Raw genomic sequence first — 21592 nt, 5'->3', positions numbered from 1 at the left:
GAGAATATCGTGGCTGTACAACGAGAAACCGAACTGTATCTTCCTATCAAACAATTTTTCACTGCTCAGGGGTATGATATCAAAAGTGAGGTTAAACATTGCGATCTAGTAGGCATACGAGAACAAGATCATGAACCCCTTATTATCGAAATCAAAAAAACATTCAATATTGCACTACTGCTTCAAGGTATCGAACGGCTAAAGCTCAGTTCCAATGTATATCTGGCTGTAGAAAAAAATCGCGCCAAAAAAGGAGCTCATAGTCAGCGTTGGCGTGAGATTACTGAACTATGTCAGCGTCTAGGATTAGGATTGATTGTAGTGACGTTGTACAAAACAAAAGCTCCATTTGTAGAAATATTATGTAGTCCAACATTGTCTTCCAAGCCTGCCAAAGCGGTACGTCGTGGGAGTCGCAAACAACGATTATTACAAGAAATTGCCGAACGTAGCGGTGATTACAATCTAGGTGGCAGTACAGGAACTCCTCTGATTACCGCTTATCGCGAAAAAGCGCTGCGCATCGCTTCTGCGTTTGGTACTGACCTTTACTTATCCCCGCGACAATTACGGGAACGAAGTGGTGTCGGTAGTACAGCAGCGATTATGCAGCGCAACTATTATGGTTGGTTTGAACGTGTAGCACGAGGTAGTTATCAATTGACCCCAGCAGGTATACGGGCTCTACAACAATATGCTCATGTGATCGAGAATCAGAAGTTGCTTTAACTGCGCAGTTCAGCAATACACTCCGAAATAAGATTCATTCCTAACAACAGCTCATCCCGTCCAGGATGGGTAAAGTTAAGACGAATCGCACTGTTACCTTCATCGCTTGCATAACATCGTGCTCCTGGCAAAAAGGAGACACCTTTAGACATAGCATGTGTAAGTAACTCTTCTCCATCTAACTGATCCGGCAAAACAGCCCATAAAAACATACCGCCTGAAGGAACATCTACCTGGGTTCCTTGCCAGTTGGGACGTTTGAGCAATTCTAGCATTAATTTAATACGAATCTCATATTCGCGATTGAGCATTGTAATATGATTATCCCAATTGAAGCGAGGCGATTGTAATAGACGCAATAAAATCGCCTGATTCATCGAACTGGATTGCCAATCTGCTGTTTGCTTGGCAGCTGACATCACTTCAATCAAACGTTGATCTCCTGCTGCCCAACCTACGCGCAATGCAGGAGCGATAGTTTTGCTGAATGAACCAATATACAGAACATGATTCCCCACCTTGCTCCCGATCCAATTGAAATAGACTCGGATAACGACGGCGAAAAGAACGAACCGACTCCAGTCCATAACGCAAATCTCCATACGAATCGTCTTCAGCGATTAACAATTCATATCGCTTACAGAGCTCTAGAATAGCTTTTCGACGCTCCAAGCTCCATACTCTTCCTGTAGGATTCGCAAAGCTTGGTGAAGCGCACAGTAGCTTAGGACCATACGCTACAATAAGTCGCTCCAGATCTTCTGGAATCATTCCTTCTTCATCACAATCTACATGAAGTACATTTGCTCCTTGTAATCGAAGCACTTGCAGACACCCTGGCGAAGCCGGAGATTCTACCAGTACTGTATCTTCTCGATCGACATAAATACGCACTAACAAATCGATCGTTTGCTGACTGCCTGATGTTAACAAAATATCTTCAGGATCTACATTCAATTTCTGATCGATTTGCCAGCGTGTGTTCAGCCATTTCCGTAAAGCTAATGAACCTGCGGCTTCTCCATACTGAAGAACAAGAGGCCCTGCTGAGAATACAGCACCAGCAGCTTCTCCTAATTGTGCCAGCGGAAATAGTTCTTCTGCTGGTAATTCTTCAGCTAATGAAATCCATGATTCACGACGCTGCCTGTTATCAATCGACCTGACCGAAAATGAAGGCATATGACTCACACTTGCTGCAAAAGAAAATTCCACCGCTCCAGCCTCCTGTACGATGCTTTTTCAAGATCATACACCTGAACTTTAATCCAGAGCAACCTCTTTTACTGGAACAATACTTTCAGGTGGTGCAATTATGCTGGTCATAGGTGCATTATTAAAAGAAGCTGTATGCGAATACAACGTATATTTTTCGATAGCTTGAGCCCGGCTGTTTACACCAAGTTTATGATAAATTTTGCGTAAATAATTATCAACAGAACGTCGGCTCACACGGATCATATAAGCGATCTTATCGTATGTAAACCCCTGTGTAATTTGAATCATAATCGTGTGTTCGATTTTGGAAAGATCAAAATAACCATCGGTAGGAATTTCAGCAGGAATAGGAACTACTCCTTGATGAAGCCATGACAGAGGAATAACCGTTGATCCTTGACGCAGACTACTGATCAGATGTAACAATTGAGCTGGCGAAGATTCTTTCGATAACATGCCACTGGCACCCATACTCATGAGTCCTGCAAATAAGGATAAATGATTGTCGCTGGTAAGCACAATCACATGGCTATCTTTACTCGCTTGCTTAACTTGACGCAAATAAGATTGAACTGATCCTTCAGGTAATGCATCATCAAGCAAAATGAGGTTAGGTTGAACACTTGCTACTAAAGCGACTCCATCTTTTACAGAACTGGCAGTTCCGATAACACTCAAATTGGCTGTCTCTTCTAGTATCATTTTTGTTCCAAGCATCAGCGCCGGATGATTATCAATAATGATAACCTTCCAAATGTCTTCCATTTTGATACTTCCCCCTTTATCAACAGCTATTAGTTACTGCTTATTAACATATATCTTGATATCGGCATCTTTCACTAGATTTTTAACGTTTTTTGGATATTTGTGGATATGATCTTATGCGAGAATTGGATAATAGAAGAATGATATTGGAAGAATATAGAATCTTATCTGGTAAGATAGACTGGCTATATCGGACATGTTAAAATGGATTTTGGTCAAAAATAAAAGCTTTATCGAGGTGAGTGAATATGCAGTCAAACGCAGAGTCTTCCTCCCGAACAACGATGCGACATCAGACAAACAAAGGGTCCTCTGCCAAATGGTTTTTAGTGTTTTGGATATTGATTATTGGACTGGGTGCAACGATCGCCTACTTATATAGCAATCATATGAAACAACAGATGATCGCGTCGATCAAAGCAGATACGGAACGGCAAATCGCTGTATTGCAACATGATTATGAGACTCGATTAAATGATATGTCTAAAGAAATGACCGCTTTGCAAAGTAAAGTCGATTCTTTTAATGAATTGCTTACATTTACGAAAGACAATGCCAGTAGCAAAACCGATAATAGCAACAAATTGTATACCCAACTCAATGAAGTGCAAAAGCAACTTAATACACTACAAAAGAAAATGGATTTGTTAAAATGACGATGCGTGTTAAAAAAATCAATCGTTTGTTGATGTTAGCGACAGCACCTTTTGCTGGATTGTTATTTATATTGGTATTTCAATCGAATCAGGTTGCCGTTCCTTTAGATATCCAAAAATATGCGCCGGTTAGTCAACTCAGCGATCAATCAGAACAGATTCTTACCCATCTGGATCAAGCTGAAAAAGTAGCTGTACAGACATCGTCATCGATTGAGCGCACAACCAAGTTATACAATCAGACCACATCGACGATGTCTCGTATTGTGCAGACGGCTTCTACACAGGCAAATAAACCTGAACAAATTTACAATAAACGAATCACGTCCAAATTAGGAGCGGCTTCAGAGAAAGTAAATAGCAATCGAATCCATATTGAACTATACCGTCTGAATCCAGGCACGTACAAAGCATATGCTATGAAAATCAAACTAAAAGAACCTTCTGCTATGAATATGACACTAGGCAAAGATTCATTTGGTGGATCTGAAACGACACTGACTGCTGTTCAGCGATCAGGGGCAATAGCAGGTATTAATGCTGGAGGATTTGCAGATGGAGGAGGCAAACGCTATCCACTCAGTACCACTGTACTCAATGGAAAATATTTAAATGGATTTCAATCGACATTCAAAGATTTATTTTTTGTTGGGATGAATAAGTCAGGGCAGTTGATCGGTGGCAAATTTACAAGTAAAGCTAATCTGGATGCGTTAGATCCTTCATTTGGTGCTTCTTTTGTACCGGTATTAATTCAAAATGGAAAAAAAGTACCGATTCCTGCGAAATGGAAAGCTTCGCCTTTGCGTGCACCACGAACAGTGATTGGTAAATACAAAGATGATCAAATTATTGTTATCGTAGCGGATGGATACAATGAAAATGGTAGTTCTGGTGCAACTCTAGTCGAATTGCAAAACAAGTTATACAAAATGGGCGTTGTTGATGCTTATAATTTAGATGGCGGTGGCTCCACTTCGCTTATTTTGAACGGACGTGTAATCAATCATCCTTCCGATGGAAGCTTGCGTCCTGTTCCAACTCATTTTTTATTTTTCAAATAAGTATATGTACACCTATTATAGATAAGATAAAAATAACCTTCCAACACAATATCGTGCTGAAAGGTTATTTTTATTTCGCATTTTATCAAGATAATCTAACTATCTTAAAATTTAAAATGTTACTTATTTACTAAATTAAGCATTTTTAGGAATTAAATTCATTTCTTCCATACATTGAGCACATACATAACGCTCTTTGAATTCCCCTACTTCTTCCATTGATCCGCAAAATACGCATTTCGGACGATATCTTTCTAAAATGATATGATCCCCCTGTACTAAAATTTCTACAGGATCTCCTTCATTCATTTGATATCTTTTGCGCAAAGACTTTGGTAACACGATTCTTCCAAGTTGATCGACTTTACGTACAACGCCTGCTGGTTTCATACTAATACACACCTCACTAATATTTATACTTTGCTGATTGAAGCAGTAGAGAAATGAAGTCATTATAAAATTTGGAATATCAGCTATATATTCACTGAATTTTAGTACTTCCTTTTATTTCTCCACTTACTTCTTGAATCCTGCTAACTTTTATTATTTCCTACTAAAATTACGATACAGAGTCAATTCATACCAATTAATCTAAATGTAAAAAGTTAAGTTGGCGTAATGCTTCATATACGATAATGGCTGCTGAATTTGAAAGGTTCAGTGAACGCACATCATCTGACATTGGCAGACGCATAGCTGTATCTGCATTTGCTGCAATTAATTCAGGTGGTAATCCTTTAGTTTCTTTACCAAATACGAGAAAATCACCATCTTGAAATTGAAAATCAGAATATCTATTTTTCACTTTAGTTGTTGCAAAGAAAAAACGGTGATCTGAGTAGGTCTTTTGAACCTCTTCGAAAGAATCATGATATTCAATATTGACGGCATGCCAGTAATCGAGACCTGCTCTTTTCAAAGTAGAATCGTCCGTTTTGAAGCCTAAAGGACGGACAAGATGCAGATGCGTTCCTGTAGCTGCGCATGTTCTAGCAATATTGCCGGTGTTTGCCGGGATCTCAGGTTCAACGAGTACAATGTGTAGTGCCATAGGTTTATTTCCACCTTTTATATAGTTCTTTTTGATTATAACCGATTTCGGTAAAATGCGACAGCTTTTGACAAAAATAATTGGAAATTTTTTTTAAAAAAGCCTTCCCAGAGGGGAAGGCTGTCATTCCTTAGTACATTCAGCCATTTTTGCTCTGAAATTCCTTCATAAACTCAACCAGAGCATTGCAGCTTTCATAAGGAACAGCGTTATAAATCGAAGCACGTAGACCGCCTACGCTACGGTGACCTTTCAAGCCTATAAATCCAGCTTCTTCCGAAGCTTTAACAAATGCTTTTTCTAATTCTTCAGATGCTAGACGGAATGTAACGTTCATGATCGAACGACTTTCAAGTTCAGCCGCCCCTTTATAAAAACCATTACTGTTATCAATCGCATCATAGATTAAAGTAGCTTTGGCTTCATTTTCACGCTGAATACCTTCAAGTCCGCCTTTTTCTTCAATCCATTTTAAAACTTCATTTACCATATATATCGAAAAAGCAGGCGGTGTATTGTATAGCGAATTATTTTTAGCATGCGTGCTGTAGCGGAATATCGATGGAATATGCTTAGGCGATTCGTTAATGAGTTCTTCTTTTGCAATAATAACGGTTACTCCAGAAGGTCCCAAATTCTTTTGCGCGCCTGCATAGACCATATCAAGCTTACTCATATCTAATGGACGACTCAAAATATCACTCGACATATCTACCACTAAAGGAATATCTCCTGTATCAGGAAACTTACTAAATTGTACGCCTTCAATCGTTTCATTGGAAGTGATATGCACATAAGCTGTATTTGCAGGTAGATCCAATTGACTTAGATCAGGTAGCTTCATATACTTATCTTCTTCTGAGGAAGCTACAACCGTTGTGTCTCCTACTAACTTCGCTTCGCTTAACGCTTTGCTTGCCCAGCTTCCTGTAGCTACAAAACCTGCTGTCTTGCCTTCAGACAGTAGATTCATTGGAATCATAGCAAATTGAGTGCTAGCGCCTCCTTGTAAAAATAACACCTTGTAACCTTCCGGGTTGCCTAACAACGACAACAGACGATCCTGAGCTTCGCTATGTACCTTTTCATATACTGCGCCACGATGTGACATTTCCATAATAGACATTCCTGTATTTTGATAATCCACAAATTCTTTTTGTGCACGCTCTAATACTTCTAAAGGCAATGCAGCAGGTCCAGCATTAAAATTGTACGCTCTTTTTGTCATGTTGTTCTCCACCCTTTCAATTTCAACATTCCACTTTTTGTTTCGCCAGATCACTTTCCATCTCTGTAAGCACACTTATACTGCCAAGTGCTTAAATAGTAAGATGTAAGATATTTTGCTTTGCAAAAATCATTTCTCATTTTACTCGTCGCGCTTATAGTACCAAGCGCTTAGATGTTAGGTTTGTGCTAAATGATTATCGCTATGATATCAGCTATTCTAGGGGTGATCAAGTGTCTTTTGTCACTTGCTATCTAACATAATGCGATATCTTGTGAACAAAATAAAATGTAATCGTTTTATTTTTCTACTCATATAAAAATCCTCCGGACATGATGTTCCGGAGGATTCTGATTACTTGATCTCTACGATCTAGTGTGTGAGATAAGTAATAATTAGCAATCGTAGTACAAGCTGAATTCGTGTGGATGTACGCGAATTGCAACATCTTTCGCTTCTGCACGTTTGAATGAAATGTAGTTTTGGATAAAGTCTGCTGTAAATACATCACCTTCAAGCAAGAAGTCGAAATCTTTTTCCAATTCATCCAAAGCTTCTTCCAAAGATGCTGGAACACTACGGATACCTACTTTATCTTCTTCAGGCAATTCATAAATATTTTTGTCAAAAGGACCATATCCTAATTCACGAGGATCCATTTTTTTCTTGATACCATCAAGACCAGCCATCAACATTGCCGAGAATGCAAGGTAAGGATTAGCTGTAGAATCCGGTGTACGGAATTCGATACGACAACCTTTAGGTGTTACAGAAGCAATCGGAATACGAACTGCTGCTGAACGGTTACCTTTCGAGAACACCAAGTTAACTGGAGCTTCATAACCAGGAACAAGACGTTTGAAAGAGTTCGTGCTTGGGTTAGTCAATGCGATCAATGCTGGAGCATGATACAAGATACCGCCCAAGTAATGTAATGCCATTTCACTCAAGTTCGCATAAGCACCTTTTTCGTAGAACAAAGGCGTATCGCCATCAAAGATAGATTGGTGAACGTGCATACCGCTACCGTTATCACCGAATAAAGGTTTAGGCATAAACGTTGCTGTTTTGCCATATTGTTGTGCTGTGTTATGCACGATATATTTGTATTTCATTAAGTTATCAGCTGTTAATTTCAAAGTGTCAAAACGGAAGTTGATCTCTGCTTGTCCAGCAGTAGCTACTTCATGGTGATGACGCTCAATGCGAAGTCCTGCTTCTTCAAGCAAGCGACACATTTCGCTACGAATATCCTGTTGAGAATCGACAGGAGCTACTGGAACATATCCGCCTTTTTTACGGATTTTGAAACCAAGGTTGCCGCCATCTTCTTTGCGGTTTGTGTTCCAGAATGCTTCGTTAGAATCAACGGAGTAAGAGGATACATTCACATCGCTTTGGTAACGTACATCATCAAAGATAAAGAACTCGGACTCAGGAGCAAAAAATGCTGCTGTTCCTACACCGCTTGTTTGCAGATATTCTTCCGCTTTCTCTGCAATACCGCGCGGATCACGTTCATAACGCTCGCCGTCCGGGGTGAAGATATTGCACATAATGTTCAACGTTGGATGAGCAGTAAAAGCGTCGATAAATACGGACTCCGGATCTGGCATCATCACCATATCAGACTCCTCAATACCGCGGAACCCAGGAATTGAAGAACCGTCAAACGCAACACCATTTACAAAAGTATCCTCATCCACTTCACTAGCTGGCAAAGAGATATGGTGAGCACGACCAGACAAATCCACAAAACGAAAATCAAACCACTCAATGTTGTTTTCTTGTGCAAGCTTCAATACGTTTTCTACCGCCATTTGTACTTTCCTCCCCAAATTTCCGAACATTACACTCTTTTTCGATGTCGAATGTTCATTCTCTCGATTTTTTTTCTGTCGTCATTATAAATCGTAAAACCTTACATCGTCAATAGCCTTTTTACATATCCCTAAAATTTATGTAAGATATGCTTACACTCATAGCTTACCAAAAAAGAAAACAGCTCGTCAATCCGTCAATTAAAAATCGGATAGAGTGAGCTGTTTTTTTAAACCTTACATGATTTTCTAAAATACTAATATATTCCAGCTATACCTAACATGAAAATTAGACAAGCTATGCAGAAATGGTTTTTGTTTTTGTACAGACGTGTCCCTATTCAAATCAACTCAATTTTAAATAATATTCGGTTAATTTAAATATACTACACTTGGACAGAGGATTCAAAAAACGCTGCTGGTGCTTTGGCAGTGCTGAACGTTTTGCCAATAATAGGCGACAATTGTTCCAGATCACGCAGTAATTTAGCAAATTGATCCGGGAATAAGGATTGTACACCATCACCAGTCATCGAATTATCAGGATCTGTATGCATTTCGATAATAAGACCGTCTGCTCCAGCAGCTACTGACGCTTTGGTCATAGGCTCTACCAGTTCACGACGTCCTGTACCATGACTTGGATCAGAAATGACAGGTAGATGGCTCAATTGTTGCAATACAGGAATAGCCGATAGATCAAGCGTGTTACGAGTGTATGTCTCAAACGTACGGATACCACGCTCACATAGCATTACATTAGGATTGCCACCTGCCAAAATGTATTCTGCTGCATTCAAAAATTCATCATATGTTGAACTGAATCCACGTTTAAGTAACACAGGCTTTTTACTTTCTCCTAATTTGCGCAACAGATCAAAGTTCTGCATATTACGTGTACCGACTTGCAAAATATCAGCGTATTCGCCACAGATATCTACATATTCCGGTGTCATTACTTCTGTAATCGTTAGCAGTCCATGTTTCTTCCCTGCTTCTGCCATCATAATTAGTCCTTCGACTCCTACACCTTGAAAGCTGTAAGGGCCTGTACGTGGCTTAAATGCTCCACCGCGTAATACTTGTCCACCAGCAGCTTTGACCAGACGAGCAATCTCATCAATCTGTTCTGCTGATTCCACTGCACAAGGACCACCCATGACAACTAACTCGCCACCACCGATCGATACATCGCCTATTTGGATCACCGTATTTTCAGGATGGAAATCACGACTCGCTAATTTGTAGGATTTGGAAATTTTCATCACTTTCTCTACGCCTTTCATCTGCTGTAAATGCTCCATCAAGCGAGGTTCGGCTGTTCCAATAAGACCTATAACCGTATGATCTGCTCCCCGAGAAATATGGGCTTGTAAGCCTGCTTGTTCTATAACAGTAGTAATCTCTTTTACTTGCTCCTGCGGTGTTTGGTTCGATACGATAACGATCATTTGTAATCTCCCTCTCTGTATGTGTTGATGATGATATTAAAATAGATAGCTGACTATATAAAATGATTTGGATATGTGATATTTATTATATTTTTACATCATCACTTAGACGCTTGTTCGCTTTTAAGCTTTTAATCACTAAAGTAAATATACAGCACTCTGTTAGACATGTCAAGCTGTGTCATAGTACAAAATCTTGTACGCATAGTATAAAGAATATAAAAAGAAAAAGTGCCTCTCCCATCAAGGGTTAGACACTTTAAATACATCATTTCGTGGACAATGTCCATCAGTGACGGACAGGTTGATTGGTGGTTCTACCTTTTTTCTCACGCACAGGAGGTAATAAACGTTTAGGATCTACTGTTCTTACCATTTCCCATGTGGATTCATCATCATTATCGTATTTTTCTAAATAGTTAATGACTTCTTTGGTAATTGGAGTTGGTGTAGACGCGCCAGCCGTAACAGCTACTCTACTTTTGCCAACTAACCATTCACGTTTAAGCTCTGTAAGATCCGAGATCCGGTAAGCCGTAACACCTGCGATTTCTTCGGATACCTGTGCTAGACGATTAGAGTTGTTACTACGCGGATCACCTACAACGATTACAAGCTCTGCTTGACCTGCTTGTTCTGCTACCGCTTCTTGACGAACCTGTGTCGCTAGACAAATCTCGTTGTGCACTTCTGCTCCCGGGAATTTCTCTAGAAGTTTCTTCATAATTAAGCGAATATCCCATTGGCTCATTGTCGTCTGATTCGTAATTACAATCTTGCCTGCTGGAATCTCCAATTGGTCGATCTCTTCTTCTTTTTCTATCAAGTAGACTTGATCCGGTGCAACACCAATCGCACCTTCAGGTTCAGGATGACCTTTTTTACCGATATAAATGATCTGATAACCTTCGCTTGCTTTATCCTTGATAAGATCGTGAGTACGCGTTACATCAGGACAGGTCGCATCTACAGTCGTTAATCCTTTTTCACGAGCCAGACGGCGCACTTCAGGAGACACACCATGAGCGGTAAAAATAACCGTTCCACTTTCGACTTGCTCAAGAATTTCTACACGATTCGGTCCATCTAATGTAATAATACCTTGATCTTCAAATGATTGAGTGACATGACTGTTATGCACAATCATACCGAGTATATAAATAGGCCGTGGTAAGTCAAGGTTCTTGGCAGCTTGCTGAGCAAGCACCATAGCATCTACTACACCATAACAATACCCACGCGGCGCAATCTTTACAATTTCCATGAAGGGGTACACCTGCTTTCTAGGGTTGGCTTATCTTACGAAAGAAGCAATAGCAACTTCATTATAACCCATTTGATAGGGCGCAGGAAAGGAAAGTAGCAAACCTAGCTTCAAAAAGTGACTATTGTTTGCTACTTGTTGTCTATTCTGGTTTTTTGGTATCAGAAATCTCGTTTTCAGGTTCGGCTTCAAATACAGGATCGATTTTATTTTCGACTGGTACAGCCGCTAATGGAAGCCAGATTACAAATGTTGTTCCCTTGCCTTTAGCGGTAACTACTTCTACAGAACCTGCGTGCTCATCGATAATCCATTTCGCTATCGATAATCCCAAGCCTGTACCCGGCGTTACACCGCGCGATTCATCGGCTCGATAAAATCGCTCAAAAATATGAGGTACTTCTTCTTGATCCATACCGATCCCTGTATCACTAATTCGAATCCCAATCTGATTTTGATACAATACGGTATCTAGAGATACTGTACCCTCTTTGGTATATTTAAAAGCATTCTCAATAAAAATAAACAACATTTGTTGTAGATAATCTTTGTTACCATAAATATGATAGTCGTCTAACGCCACAGTATTGGCTGGTTGCCATGTTGCTTTGTGCGGGATAAATTGGGCGCGTCTCATCACATCATCCAGAAGAGCACCCGCAGGCAAGCTCTCCATCACGATCGTCTGCCCTGCATCGGCGCGAGCTAACGAAAGCATATCATTAACCAGGCGACTCATTCGTTTGGATTCATCTGCAATATCATTAATCGATTCCATCGACAATTGCTTCAGACTTTCTTCATCTAAATGAGGCGCTTCATGAGGTTTTTTGTTCCATGCTTTTTGCAATAAATCGACATTACCACGAATGGTGGTCAGTGGAGTACGTAATTCATGCGAAGCATCAGATACAAAGCGACGCTGTGCAGCATAGGCTTCTGCTAGGTCTTTATAAAATACTTCGGTTCTGCCTAACATTCCATTAACCGTACTAATCAACTGCCCGATTTCATCATGAGGTCCATCATAATCGATTCGTACACTAAGATCTTTTCCTTTTTGGATCTGACTAGCAGCATCAATAACCTTTTCGATAGGAGCCATAGATTTGCGCGCCAAAAATAAACCTAATGTAAACGCAATAAATAATGTAGCCAGCGATCCTACAATCAGTGTTACACGCAGATCATCAAATAACTGGCGAGCATCTGTCATATCCGCAGCTATCATTAATACGCCAACCATTTTGGCCTGGTTATCAATCGAATAGGGTATCCCACCGTAAGCGACCAGATAAGTACGATCATTATATTGAATTTGTTTTAATTCATTTGGTATTTTGTTAGAAGCAGGCGCTTGCAAAAAAGTACCATTAATATTGTTGTTAATTCCATTGGTATAATTTTTGAGTTTGACCCGAAACCCAGCGTCTGCCAAACGATCATGGTCTTTCGGTGACAAAAACACATCAATCTGCTCATCATTGACTTCGCTTACAATGATCTGTGTTTTACTAATCTGCTCGATTAGACGATTCTGCAAATCTTGATACGTATTAAAATAAACAAATCCATAAATCGCTATACTAAAAAGCATCAAAGTCACTGCCAGTATCCCCGAATACCATACCGTCAGTCTTAAACGTATTGACATACTGTCAGCTCCTTCATTCTCTAGCTGTTATTTCTTAAAATATAGCCAGCACCACGGATCGTCTGAATCAGACGTTTGCCGCCATGCTCTTCTGTTTTCTGACGAAGCATCGCAATATACACTTCAAGTACGTTCGATTCTCCGCTATAGTCATAACCCCAAATTTTATCCATAATCAAATCTCTTGATAAGACACGTTTCGGATTTTGCATAAATAAATGTAACAATTCAAATTCTTTCGCTGTTAATTCGAGCCGTTGCCCATCTCGTGTGACTTCACGCGCATCAGGATCTATCGTTAAGTCTTCAAATGCTAGACGTGTACTTGTAGAAGCTTCGGATTCAGGTTTGCGTCGTAACAATGCTCTAACCCGTGCCAACATTTCTTCTAGCGCAAATGGTTTGACCAGATAATCATCTGCTCCAGCATCCAAGCCTTTTACACGGTTCTCTACTTCATCTTTTGCTGTTAACATCAAAATAGGCACAGAACTACCAGCTTCACGTACACGACGACAGACTTCAAATCCATCCACTTGTGGCATCATCACATCTAATACCATTAGCGCAGGATCATTTTCTAGCATCTGCTTTAACCCTTCTGCTCCATTAGAAGCAGTCAATACTTCATATCCTTCAAACGCTAATCCACGACGTAACATCGAAATAATTTTTTCATCATCATCAATAATTAAAATAGTTGCTCTCATCGGTCTTACCCCTTTACTATGTCTTTTTTAGTAAACATTATGATTGTTATTTCTTCTATTGTAACAATGAATAGTTATTTGTCGATACAGTCATAAGAAAGGCGGAAAGGTATGCCCTTTCCGCCTTTCTGTATCTACTTATGATCTTGTAGTTGATCTATCATATACTCAGTACGACTCAGCATATTGATTTCGTAACTTTCTATTATTGACCTGTACCGCCTGTACTTGGAGAAGTCGTATCAAAGTCATTGCGATTACCGATCGTTACTTTAAGATCCATCGTTTTTCCATTACGAATCACATTCAGTGTAGCCGAATCGCCAACTTTTAGTTTTTGAATAGCTGCGACTAGATCCTGACTGTTTGTATATTTTGTACCATTGATTCCTGTAATTACGTCATAAGAACGTAGATCAGCTTGATAAGCAGGAGATCTGTACAATACTTCTGTAACTACAGAACCTTCTGTAGTATCAATACCCAACTGTTTGGATACTTCAGCTGTCAATGACATAAGAGAAGCACCGATAAATGGAACAGGTGTTGTTGGGATTTTCTCACCTTTTTTCAGTTGATCCACTACATTTAAGATCACATTAGAAGGAATCGCAAACCCAATCCCTTGTGCATCTTCACTAACCGCTGTATTCATACCGATAACTTGTCCATTCATATTAAGCAATGGACCACCGGAGTTACCAGGGTTGATAGAAGCATCAGTTTGCAATAAATGAGTATAATCTGTAGATTGTCCATTGGATGCATCAGATGCTGTAATGCTACGTTCTTTAGCACTTAACACCCCTGCTGTTACAGTATGGTCAAATCCTTGAGGATTACCGATCGCTACTAACCAGCTTCCGATCGCCACATTATCAGAGTTACCTAGAGTCACAGATGGGAACGTTTCTCCAGATTTAGGTTCGATTTTTAGTACAGCAAGGTCAAGATCTGTACTTTTACCCATTAATTTAGCAGTGTACGGTGTTTTGTTGTTTTCAAGAGTTACTTGAATTACATCTGCTTCACCGACTACATGCGCATTCGTTAAGATATATCCAGATTTATCAAAAATAAATCCAGATCCAATACCGAGTGGAGTAAGAGAACCGGAAGAACCGCCACTGCTATCTCCGCCATTGCCTCCACCTTCATTACTTCCTCCGCCTTGATCACCGAAGAAGAAACGATAAGCTGGATCATTGTAAGGACTGTTTCCGCCGCTAGCTGCACCGGATTTGGACAACGTTTCAATTTTTACAACAGCAGGGCTGGCGCTTTTTGCTACTTCAGCTACATCTGCTGATCCAGCAGGCAATGCTGCTTGCGTTACAGAATTATCTGTTGTAACAGCAGAAGCAGGAGCAATGTTGGTTGTCGTTGTTGATTCGGACTCTGGGGTAAATAGATTAGCACGATCTGCACCAAACATCCCTGCTGTCATAATCAACATCCCTGCTAATATAGAAGCAATAACTGTTTTGGCAGAAGTTTTAGGTTTGTTGTATTGAAATTGACTGGTTTTGCGGTTGCCATTGTTATCATCATGATTTCCATTTAGAGAATCAATATGATCTGTACGTGGCGGTGGAGTTGAACTCGTTGGATACACTGGACGACTAGATTGCGATGGAGTCATTTCCATTTTTCTAGCTTCCTGAACAGGTTCTTGTCGAACTTCCTCTCCATCTTTATCTTTGCTTAGTGATTGGAAAGGACCATATGAGTAATAATGCGATTGGTCTGATGAAGAATCATTATTCGAGTTCGATTCGTTGGTATTACGGTTTGCTGTATCATTGTTTTGGCCATCAGGATTGAAGCCATTATTCAAATCATTTTTGTTCTTTTCGTCCATTGAAGTCAACCTCCCAAGGTTCCCATGATATTAAAATAACCGGATGTGTTATTTGCTACATCCTTATATTCGCTTATTAACCTTAATCTCACCTTAAAAACAATTAAAAAGAAAATAAATCCTAGATGAGTAAGTTAATATACCATAAGTTTAGGAAATGTTATCAATTTTTGTATATGTGAGTACATTAATGTTGACTGACCCAACCTTTGCGATGAGCATAAATAGCCAGTTGCGTCCGATCCTCTAATTCGCATTTCATCAACAAATTACTGACATGTGTTTTGACTGTTTTGATACTTATATGTAATTCTTCAGCAATTTCTTTGTTACTCATGCCTTCTGCAATCAACATCAACACTTCACGTTCACGAACCGTCAATTGAGAAGCTTCATTTTGTACAGTACTGCGTTGACGAATCCCTCTAGTAAGCGCTTGAGAAATATCACCGGTCATCACAGGCATCCCCCGGCTTGCTCCTTGCAGTGCATAGATTAACTCTTCAGCAGATACTGTTTTTAAAATATAACTGACTGCCCCTGCTTCAATCGCTTCTACCACCAGCTCGTCTTCCAAAAAGCTAGTTAAGATCACAATTTTCATCTGTGGATAATTCTGTAATACCAGACGGGTAGCTTCAACCCCGTTCATGACAGGCATCATCATATCCATCAAAATTAAATCAGGCATTTCGTGTTCATTACTTTGTTCTAACCAATCAAGCACTTCTCTACCGTTAGCCGCTTCGGCAATAATATGAAATTGCTCTTCTAGCATTAGATATGTTTTGAGACCCATTCGCACCATATCATGATCATCCGCTAACAGAATTTTTATTTTCTCCATCATGATTCTCCTCTTCTTCATGAATATCGAATTTGGGAATATGGATACGTATTGTTGTTCCAGCACCAGGTCGACTAATCACTTCTGCTTGTCCGCCTAACTTTTCAGCTCGTTCTGACATAATCGTTAATCCATACGACCCTTGCTTATGCATCGAGCTATTGAATCCTTTACCATCATCGCTAATATGCAGAGCTACATGATGGCGATCTTCTTGTAAAGACAGACTTACAATCGTGGCATCTGCGTGTTTGATAATATTAGCAAGCGCTTCTTGTACAATAAGAAAAAGCTGACGTTCTTTTGCTTCCGTCAGTCGCCCTGTTAATTCAATATCTTGCATTCCTTTAAGGCCATTGTGACGACAATAATCTGGAAACCAGAATTCTAATGCTTCTGCTAAAGAACGTCCTTCCAGTTCTAAAGGTCGAAGCTGTGTAATCAATGCTCGCATTTGTTTTTGCGCTAATTGCGACATTTGAATCACTTGATCCATCACGATTTTGGCTTGTTGTTCATTTTTTTCTAACATTTTCGGTAACGATGAAGCAGACATATGAATAGCAAATAATTGCTGACTGACTGAATCATGTAGATCACGAGCCATCCGTCGTCGTTCTTCCAATACCGCTCGTTCGGTCTCAATCGCGCGCTCCATGACTTCTTTTTCACCCAATTGCTGTAAAATTCGCATTTTCCGTTCAACTGTACTCATCATCGTATTGAACTGTTCATGCACCCGGTTAAAGGATTCATCTTCTGTAGGCTCCATCCGTATACTAAAATTCCCTTTGCCTACCTGAGCCATTTTTAAATGAACATAATCAATCCGGCGCTGAACACGTTGACCTGCTATATAACCTGCTGCCATACAGATCAGAATAATACCTGCAATATAATAGTACCAAACATAGGGTACACTGAGTATAATGTACCCTTGTCTGATCGCTAGAAAAATAATAATAATGGTCAATAATCCACCTGTTGTGAAAAAGCCGATTAATTCCCATTTGATATTTTTAAACCATTTTGTTCGCATCCATTAACCCACCCGACTAATCTGAATATCACCGATAAAAGCATTGACTACAAGTTCTATTTGCTTGCCTGCTTCTTCATATCCGATCGTTTCACCATCCATATGACTCATCATACCTTCGCGCTCACGTCCAAGAATATTCATATCGCCGATAAATGAATTGCCTTGCGCTTTGATGCCTACTTCAATTCCACTTGGAATATAGACTTTCACATCACCGATAAAAGCAGAAATTTCGATACGGGTTACACCATACGCAATCTGTGCTTTGGTTAAGTCTAACATGGTATCACCAATAAAATGAGAAATATTCATCGGTTTGAGTTCAAAATAATCTTTACCAATATGCACATCACCGATAAAACCAGATTTGGTTTCTACTGAAGGATCATAATCGTAATCATAATCATAACCGCATTTTTTGCGATGATGTTTTTTCCAGTCATGACGATGCTGTTTCCATTGTTCACGATGTGCATCTTTATTTTGATTTTTATAATAAGAACGAATATCTTCTTTATTTAAATTGATTTTGGTGCGAAACGATTGCTGATCTGTACCATACGTAGAACGTGGAGATTGCGAAGATGACGAAGAACGCTCTACAAATTCTTTAGTATAATCTGTTGAATGAACCGGTTTGCCTTTACGCTCCATTTCTTGTTCAAACCAATCATCTAATGGAGATGCAGGCGGTGGTGGTGGTGGAGCAGAATAATCTTCATTCAATGGTGGTTGTTGTTTAGAAGACTTTTTCGGTTGACGTCGATTGAAGATCAAATGCAATCCACCTAATACCAGTAGCAATGGCATCATCATTTTGACTGCATCGATTAACGAATAATCAATCATACCTATATTTCTACCTAAAAAGTAAACACCTAGAACAGTCATAATCCAACCACCGATATCACGTTTACATTTAAAAAGTAATTCGTTTAATCCTATTTCTAATAAAATCAGCGGCCATAACAATGAAATCACATCGCCGATGCCCCAATCGATTAAATTCATTCTATTTAACATAAATACGACGCCAATTCCGATTAAGCCTATACCCCAGAATGTTTTGCGGAATAAATGTCTATTCATTCTCGTTCCTCGCTTTCTGTACTTCTATATATGTAGTGTACTCATAATTAGAACAGAACAATAGTGGCATCAGAATGAACTTCGTATCCGCCTATAGACGGAGAAAAGCCCTAATCAGTAAATCATACCTGAATTAGGGCTAGTGTAACAGCTTATAAATGATAACGAAATAGTTAGCTATACGTTATTTAAAAAATAGTACGATCTGCGATTTGATCACGTAACATTTTGATCGTTTCTTCGACAGACATCATACCGATATCGCCTTCGCCGCGTTTACGAACAGATACCGAATCAGCGTTCATTTCGTTCTCACCGACAACGAACATATACGGAATTTTTTCCAATTGTGCTTCACGAATTTTGTAACCTAATTTCTCGTTACGTAGATCGGATTCTACAGTTACTCCACTACGACGAAGATCGTCTTCTACTTTGCGGGCATATTCTTCAAATGCACCGGATACTGGAATGACTTTAGCTTGTACAGGAGCCAACCATAATGGCAATGCACCAACAAAGTTTTCCAATAAGAATGCTGTAAAGCGTTCCATTGTACCCAAAATACCACGGTGAATAACGACCGGACGATGTTTTTGTCCATCTTCGCCGATATATTCTAATTCAAAGCGCTCTGGCAATAAGAAGTCCAATTGTACAGTAGACAATGTTTCTTCTTTACCTAGTGCTGTACGAATCTGTACGTCTAGCTTCGGACCGTAGAATGCTGCTTCGCCTTCTGCTTCATAGAAAGGCATATCCAGACCTTCAACAACTTCACGTAACATACGTTGCGAATTTTCCCACATTTCATCGTCAGGGAAATATTTCTCTGTATCTGCAGGATCACGGTAAGATAGACGGAAACGGTAATCGGTAATACCGAAATCTTTGTATACTTCCATAATCAATTCAATCACGCGTGCAAATTCTTGCTTGATCTGATCTGGACGTACGAATAAGTGAGCATCATTTAGCGTCATCGCACGTACACGATGTAGACCTGTTAATGCACCCGACATTTCGTAGCGATGTTGCATACCCAATTCTGCAATACGAATCGGAAGATCACGATAGCTACGTAGATCACTTTTATACACCATCATATGATGCGGACAGTTCATTGGACGAAGCACCAATTCTTCATTATCCAATACCATTTTCGGGAACATATCATCCTGGTAATGTTCCCAGTGACCGGATGTTTTGTACAAATCTACATTACCTAATACTGGTGTGTATACATGGCTATAACCCAATTTTTCTTCCAAATCTACGATATAGCGTTCCAGTGTACGACGCAATTTGGCACCATTTGGCAACCAGATCGGTAGACCTTGACCGACAAGTGGAGAAAATGTAAACACTTGTAGTTCTTTACCTAGCTTACGGTGATCGCGTTTTTTAGCTTCTTCTAAGAAATGAAGATGTTGCTCTAGTTCTGGCTTTTTGTTAAAAGCTGTTCCGTAGATACGTTGCAACATTTTGTTTTTGCTATCTCCACGCCAGTAAGCACCTGCTACACTTAGCAATTTAAATACTTTTAATTTAGAAGTGGATGGTACATGCGGTCCACGACATAGATCAAAAAACTCACCTTGATCATAAATCGTGATTACACTATCTTCTGGCAAAGCTTCAATCAATTCGATTTTGTACGGATCTTCCAGTTCACGGAAAATGTTAAGTGCTTCTTCACGACTCACTTCACGACGTGTAATCGGTAGATTTTCAGAAACGATACGTTCCATTTCTTTTTCAATCTTTTGCAAATCTTCTGGATTCAAAGGATGTTCCAAATCCATATCATAATAGAAACCATCTTCAATCACAGGGCCGATTCCCAATTTTACTTCATTTTGACCAAATAAACGTTTTACAGCTTGTGCAAGTAAATGCGCTGTACTATGACGAATCACTTCTACGCCTTCCGCACTATCAGGAGTAACAATTTCGACTAACGCTTTGTCATGGAGTGGTGTATTTAAATCAACTACGATACCATCCAATTTCCCTGCTACTGCACTTTTGAACAAACTTTTACTGATTGAATTGGCTACATCTCCAATTGTACTGCCTGCTTCATACTCACGGACAGAACCGTCCGGTAAGCTAATCTGAATCGCCATATTATTTCCTCCTTAGTAATATACATTTATTGGTGTATCTGCATGCACTGTTATCAACTGTTTTATTCGTAATTTTTACAATTAAAAACAGCAAAAAGCACCCATCCCGCAAGGGACGAGTGCTGTGTATGTACCCGTGGTTCCACCCTGATTCGATCTGTTCGTAGAATAAGCTTCTTTTTGGCAGATCCTTCATTCGACATCTGATAACGGGGATGATCCGATAAAATATAATACCGAAACGACATACAGATTCGGATTCAATTTTATAGCTCTAAAGGGGTAAGATTATAGCTGTCACAGGAAGGAATTGCAGCGTCTTACTTTCCTTCTCTCTGTACAGGACTATCACTATAACTCATATCTTTATCGAGGCTTTGTCCATTTAGATGATACATTGCTTCATCATTATAAAAGTGTATCGGTCAAGCGTCAAGAGAATGAGATCGATTTGATCATATTGTCATCAAAGTCTTTCACTGTAAATGTACCATGTTCCAAAATACCGTATGAATTAGGATAGTCTTCTTTCGGTAAAGCGACAGAACCTGGATTAAGCACATAGATATGATCTTGCAGATCAGCTACAGGTACATGAGTATGCCCTTGAATAAATACATCTCCTGGTTGTAACAACGGTAGATTATCAATACTGTATCCATGACCATGCGTAACATAGATGCGCATCCCTTCATGATACAACATGATATAGTCTGCCATCATCGGAAATTCAAGTAACATTTGATCCACTTCAGAATCACAATTTCCTCGTACAGCGATAATTTTGTTTTTATATAAATTCAATGTATTCGCGACTTCAGATGGATTATATTCTTCCGGTAATGGATTACGTGGGCCATGATACATATAATCCCCTAAAAAAATCAATTGATCCGGTTGCTCAATCTCAGCTTTTTCCAACACTCGTCTTAACCAGTGCAACGATCCATGTATATCAGAAATAAACATTAATTTCATAACATCTAAAGCTCCTTCAACAAATAGGTTATTCTA

18 protein-coding genes and 1 pseudogene are annotated in these 21592 nt (G+C 39.5%); 3 read left to right on the top strand and 16 right to left on the bottom strand.

What is annotated here, in order from left to right; translation table 11 throughout:
* Positions 1 to 9 precede the first annotated feature (9 nt).
* The gene (locus tag QE450_RS03680) at positions 10 to 729 is read left to right on the top strand and encodes a DUF2161 domain-containing phosphodiesterase (RefSeq protein ID WP_307297044.1); all 720 of its coding nucleotides are present in this window, start codon (positions 10 to 12) and stop codon (positions 727 to 729) included.
* Here the strand turns inward: QE450_RS03680 and QE450_RS23555 are convergent.
* Positions 726 to 1944: pseudogene (locus QE450_RS23555) on the bottom strand (aminotransferase-like domain-containing protein). The gene QE450_RS03680 and the pseudogene QE450_RS23555 sit on opposite strands and share 4 nt — an antisense overlap.
* A gap of 48 nt (positions 1945 to 1992) precedes the next feature.
* Positions 1993 to 2712, bottom strand: coding sequence for a response regulator (locus tag QE450_RS03665; RefSeq protein WP_274170528.1), 720 nt, complete (start codon positions 2710 to 2712; stop codon positions 1993 to 1995).
* A gap of 248 nt (positions 2713 to 2960) precedes the next feature.
* On the opposite strand from QE450_RS03665, the gene QE450_RS03660 reads away from it, so the two are divergent.
* Positions 2961 to 3368, top strand: coding sequence for a hypothetical protein (locus tag QE450_RS03660; protein ID WP_373461933.1), 408 nt, complete (start codon positions 2961 to 2963; stop codon positions 3366 to 3368).
* The gene (locus tag QE450_RS03655) at positions 3365 to 4432 is read left to right on the top strand and encodes a phosphodiester glycosidase family protein (protein WP_301261535.1); all 1068 of its coding nucleotides are present in this window, start codon (positions 3365 to 3367) and stop codon (positions 4430 to 4432) included. Before QE450_RS03660 ends, QE450_RS03655 begins: the two co-directional genes overlap by 4 nt.
* 135 nt (positions 4433 to 4567) lie before the next feature.
* Here the strand turns inward: QE450_RS03655 and QE450_RS03650 are convergent, their stop codons facing one another.
* The 14 genes from QE450_RS03650 to yfcE all read right to left on the bottom strand — a co-directional run bounded on the left by QE450_RS03650 (position 4568) and on the right by yfcE (position 21556).
* On the bottom strand, positions 4568 to 4822 hold the full coding sequence (locus tag QE450_RS03650; protein ID WP_069326911.1) for an AbrB/MazE/SpoVT family DNA-binding domain-containing protein: 255 nt from the start codon (positions 4820 to 4822) through the stop codon (positions 4568 to 4570).
* A 196-nt stretch (positions 4823 to 5018) separates the two neighbouring features.
* Positions 5019 to 5483 carry a tRNA (uridine(34)/cytosine(34)/5-carboxymethylaminomethyluridine(34)-2'-O)-methyltransferase TrmL gene (gene trmL / locus QE450_RS03645; RefSeq protein ID WP_204824902.1) on the bottom strand — a complete coding sequence of 155 codons (465 nt, stop codon included), beginning with the start codon at positions 5481 to 5483 and terminating at the stop codon, positions 5019 to 5021.
* A gap of 139 nt (positions 5484 to 5622) precedes the next feature.
* Positions 5623 to 6711 carry a 3-phosphoserine/phosphohydroxythreonine transaminase gene (gene serC / locus QE450_RS03640; RefSeq protein WP_273615463.1) on the bottom strand — a complete coding sequence of 363 codons (1089 nt, stop codon included), beginning with the start codon at positions 6709 to 6711 and terminating at the stop codon, positions 5623 to 5625.
* Between the two features lie 395 nt (positions 6712 to 7106).
* The gene (gene glnA / locus QE450_RS03635; RefSeq protein WP_274170531.1) at positions 7107 to 8531 is read right to left on the bottom strand and encodes a type I glutamate--ammonia ligase; all 1425 of its coding nucleotides are present in this window, start codon (positions 8529 to 8531) and stop codon (positions 7107 to 7109) included.
* 386 nt (positions 8532 to 8917) lie between these two features.
* The gene (gene aroF / locus QE450_RS03630) at positions 8918 to 9982 is read right to left on the bottom strand and encodes a 3-deoxy-7-phosphoheptulonate synthase (protein WP_274170532.1); all 1065 of its coding nucleotides are present in this window, start codon (positions 9980 to 9982) and stop codon (positions 8918 to 8920) included.
* Between the two features lie 289 nt (positions 9983 to 10271).
* A complete protein-coding gene (locus tag QE450_RS03625; RefSeq protein ID WP_273615460.1) occupies positions 10272 to 11246 on the bottom strand; it encodes a 4-hydroxy-3-methylbut-2-enyl diphosphate reductase in 975 nt (324 codons plus the stop codon).
* Positions 11247 to 11388: 142 nt separating this feature from the next.
* On the bottom strand, positions 11389 to 12900 hold the full coding sequence (locus tag QE450_RS03620; RefSeq protein ID WP_273615459.1) for a sensor histidine kinase: 1512 nt from the start codon (positions 12898 to 12900) through the stop codon (positions 11389 to 11391).
* 20 nt (positions 12901 to 12920) lie between these two features.
* Complete coding sequence (locus QE450_RS03615) at positions 12921 to 13610, bottom strand: response regulator transcription factor (protein ID WP_273615458.1); 690 nt, start codon at positions 13608 to 13610, stop codon at positions 12921 to 12923.
* Between the two features lie 205 nt (positions 13611 to 13815).
* Positions 13816 to 15471: a S1C family serine protease gene (locus QE450_RS03610; protein WP_307297022.1), complete on the bottom strand. Its 1656-nt coding sequence runs from the start codon at positions 15469 to 15471 to the stop codon at positions 13816 to 13818.
* A 187-nt stretch (positions 15472 to 15658) separates the two neighbouring features.
* Positions 15659 to 16318 (bottom strand): response regulator, encoded by a 660-nt coding sequence (locus QE450_RS03605; protein WP_273615456.1) that lies wholly within the window; start codon positions 16316 to 16318, stop codon positions 15659 to 15661.
* Positions 16287 to 17357, bottom strand: a complete 1071-nt coding sequence (locus tag QE450_RS03600) for a sensor histidine kinase (protein WP_307297020.1) — start codon at positions 17355 to 17357, stop codon at positions 16287 to 16289. Before QE450_RS03600 ends, QE450_RS03605 begins: the two co-directional genes overlap by 32 nt.
* A 3-nt stretch (positions 17358 to 17360) precedes the next feature.
* The gene (liaF, locus tag QE450_RS03595; RefSeq protein ID WP_301261538.1) at positions 17361 to 18449 is read right to left on the bottom strand and encodes a cell wall-active antibiotics response protein LiaF; all 1089 of its coding nucleotides are present in this window, start codon (positions 18447 to 18449) and stop codon (positions 17361 to 17363) included.
* 188 nt (positions 18450 to 18637) lie between these two features.
* Positions 18638 to 20578, bottom strand: a complete 1941-nt coding sequence (gene thrS / locus QE450_RS03590) for a threonine--tRNA ligase (RefSeq protein ID WP_307297015.1) — start codon at positions 20576 to 20578, stop codon at positions 18638 to 18640.
* Between the two features lie 432 nt (positions 20579 to 21010).
* Complete coding sequence (yfcE, locus tag QE450_RS03585) at positions 21011 to 21556, bottom strand: phosphodiesterase (RefSeq protein WP_273615452.1); 546 nt, start codon at positions 21554 to 21556, stop codon at positions 21011 to 21013.
* Between the last annotated feature and the right edge of the window lie 36 nt (positions 21557 to 21592).

The organism is Paenibacillus sp. SORGH_AS_0306, from assembly GCF_030819345.1.
GTDB lineage: Bacteria > Bacillota > Bacilli > Paenibacillales > Paenibacillaceae > Saccharibacillus > Saccharibacillus kyungheensis.
This window is presented reverse-complemented; position numbering and strand designations above follow the sequence as displayed.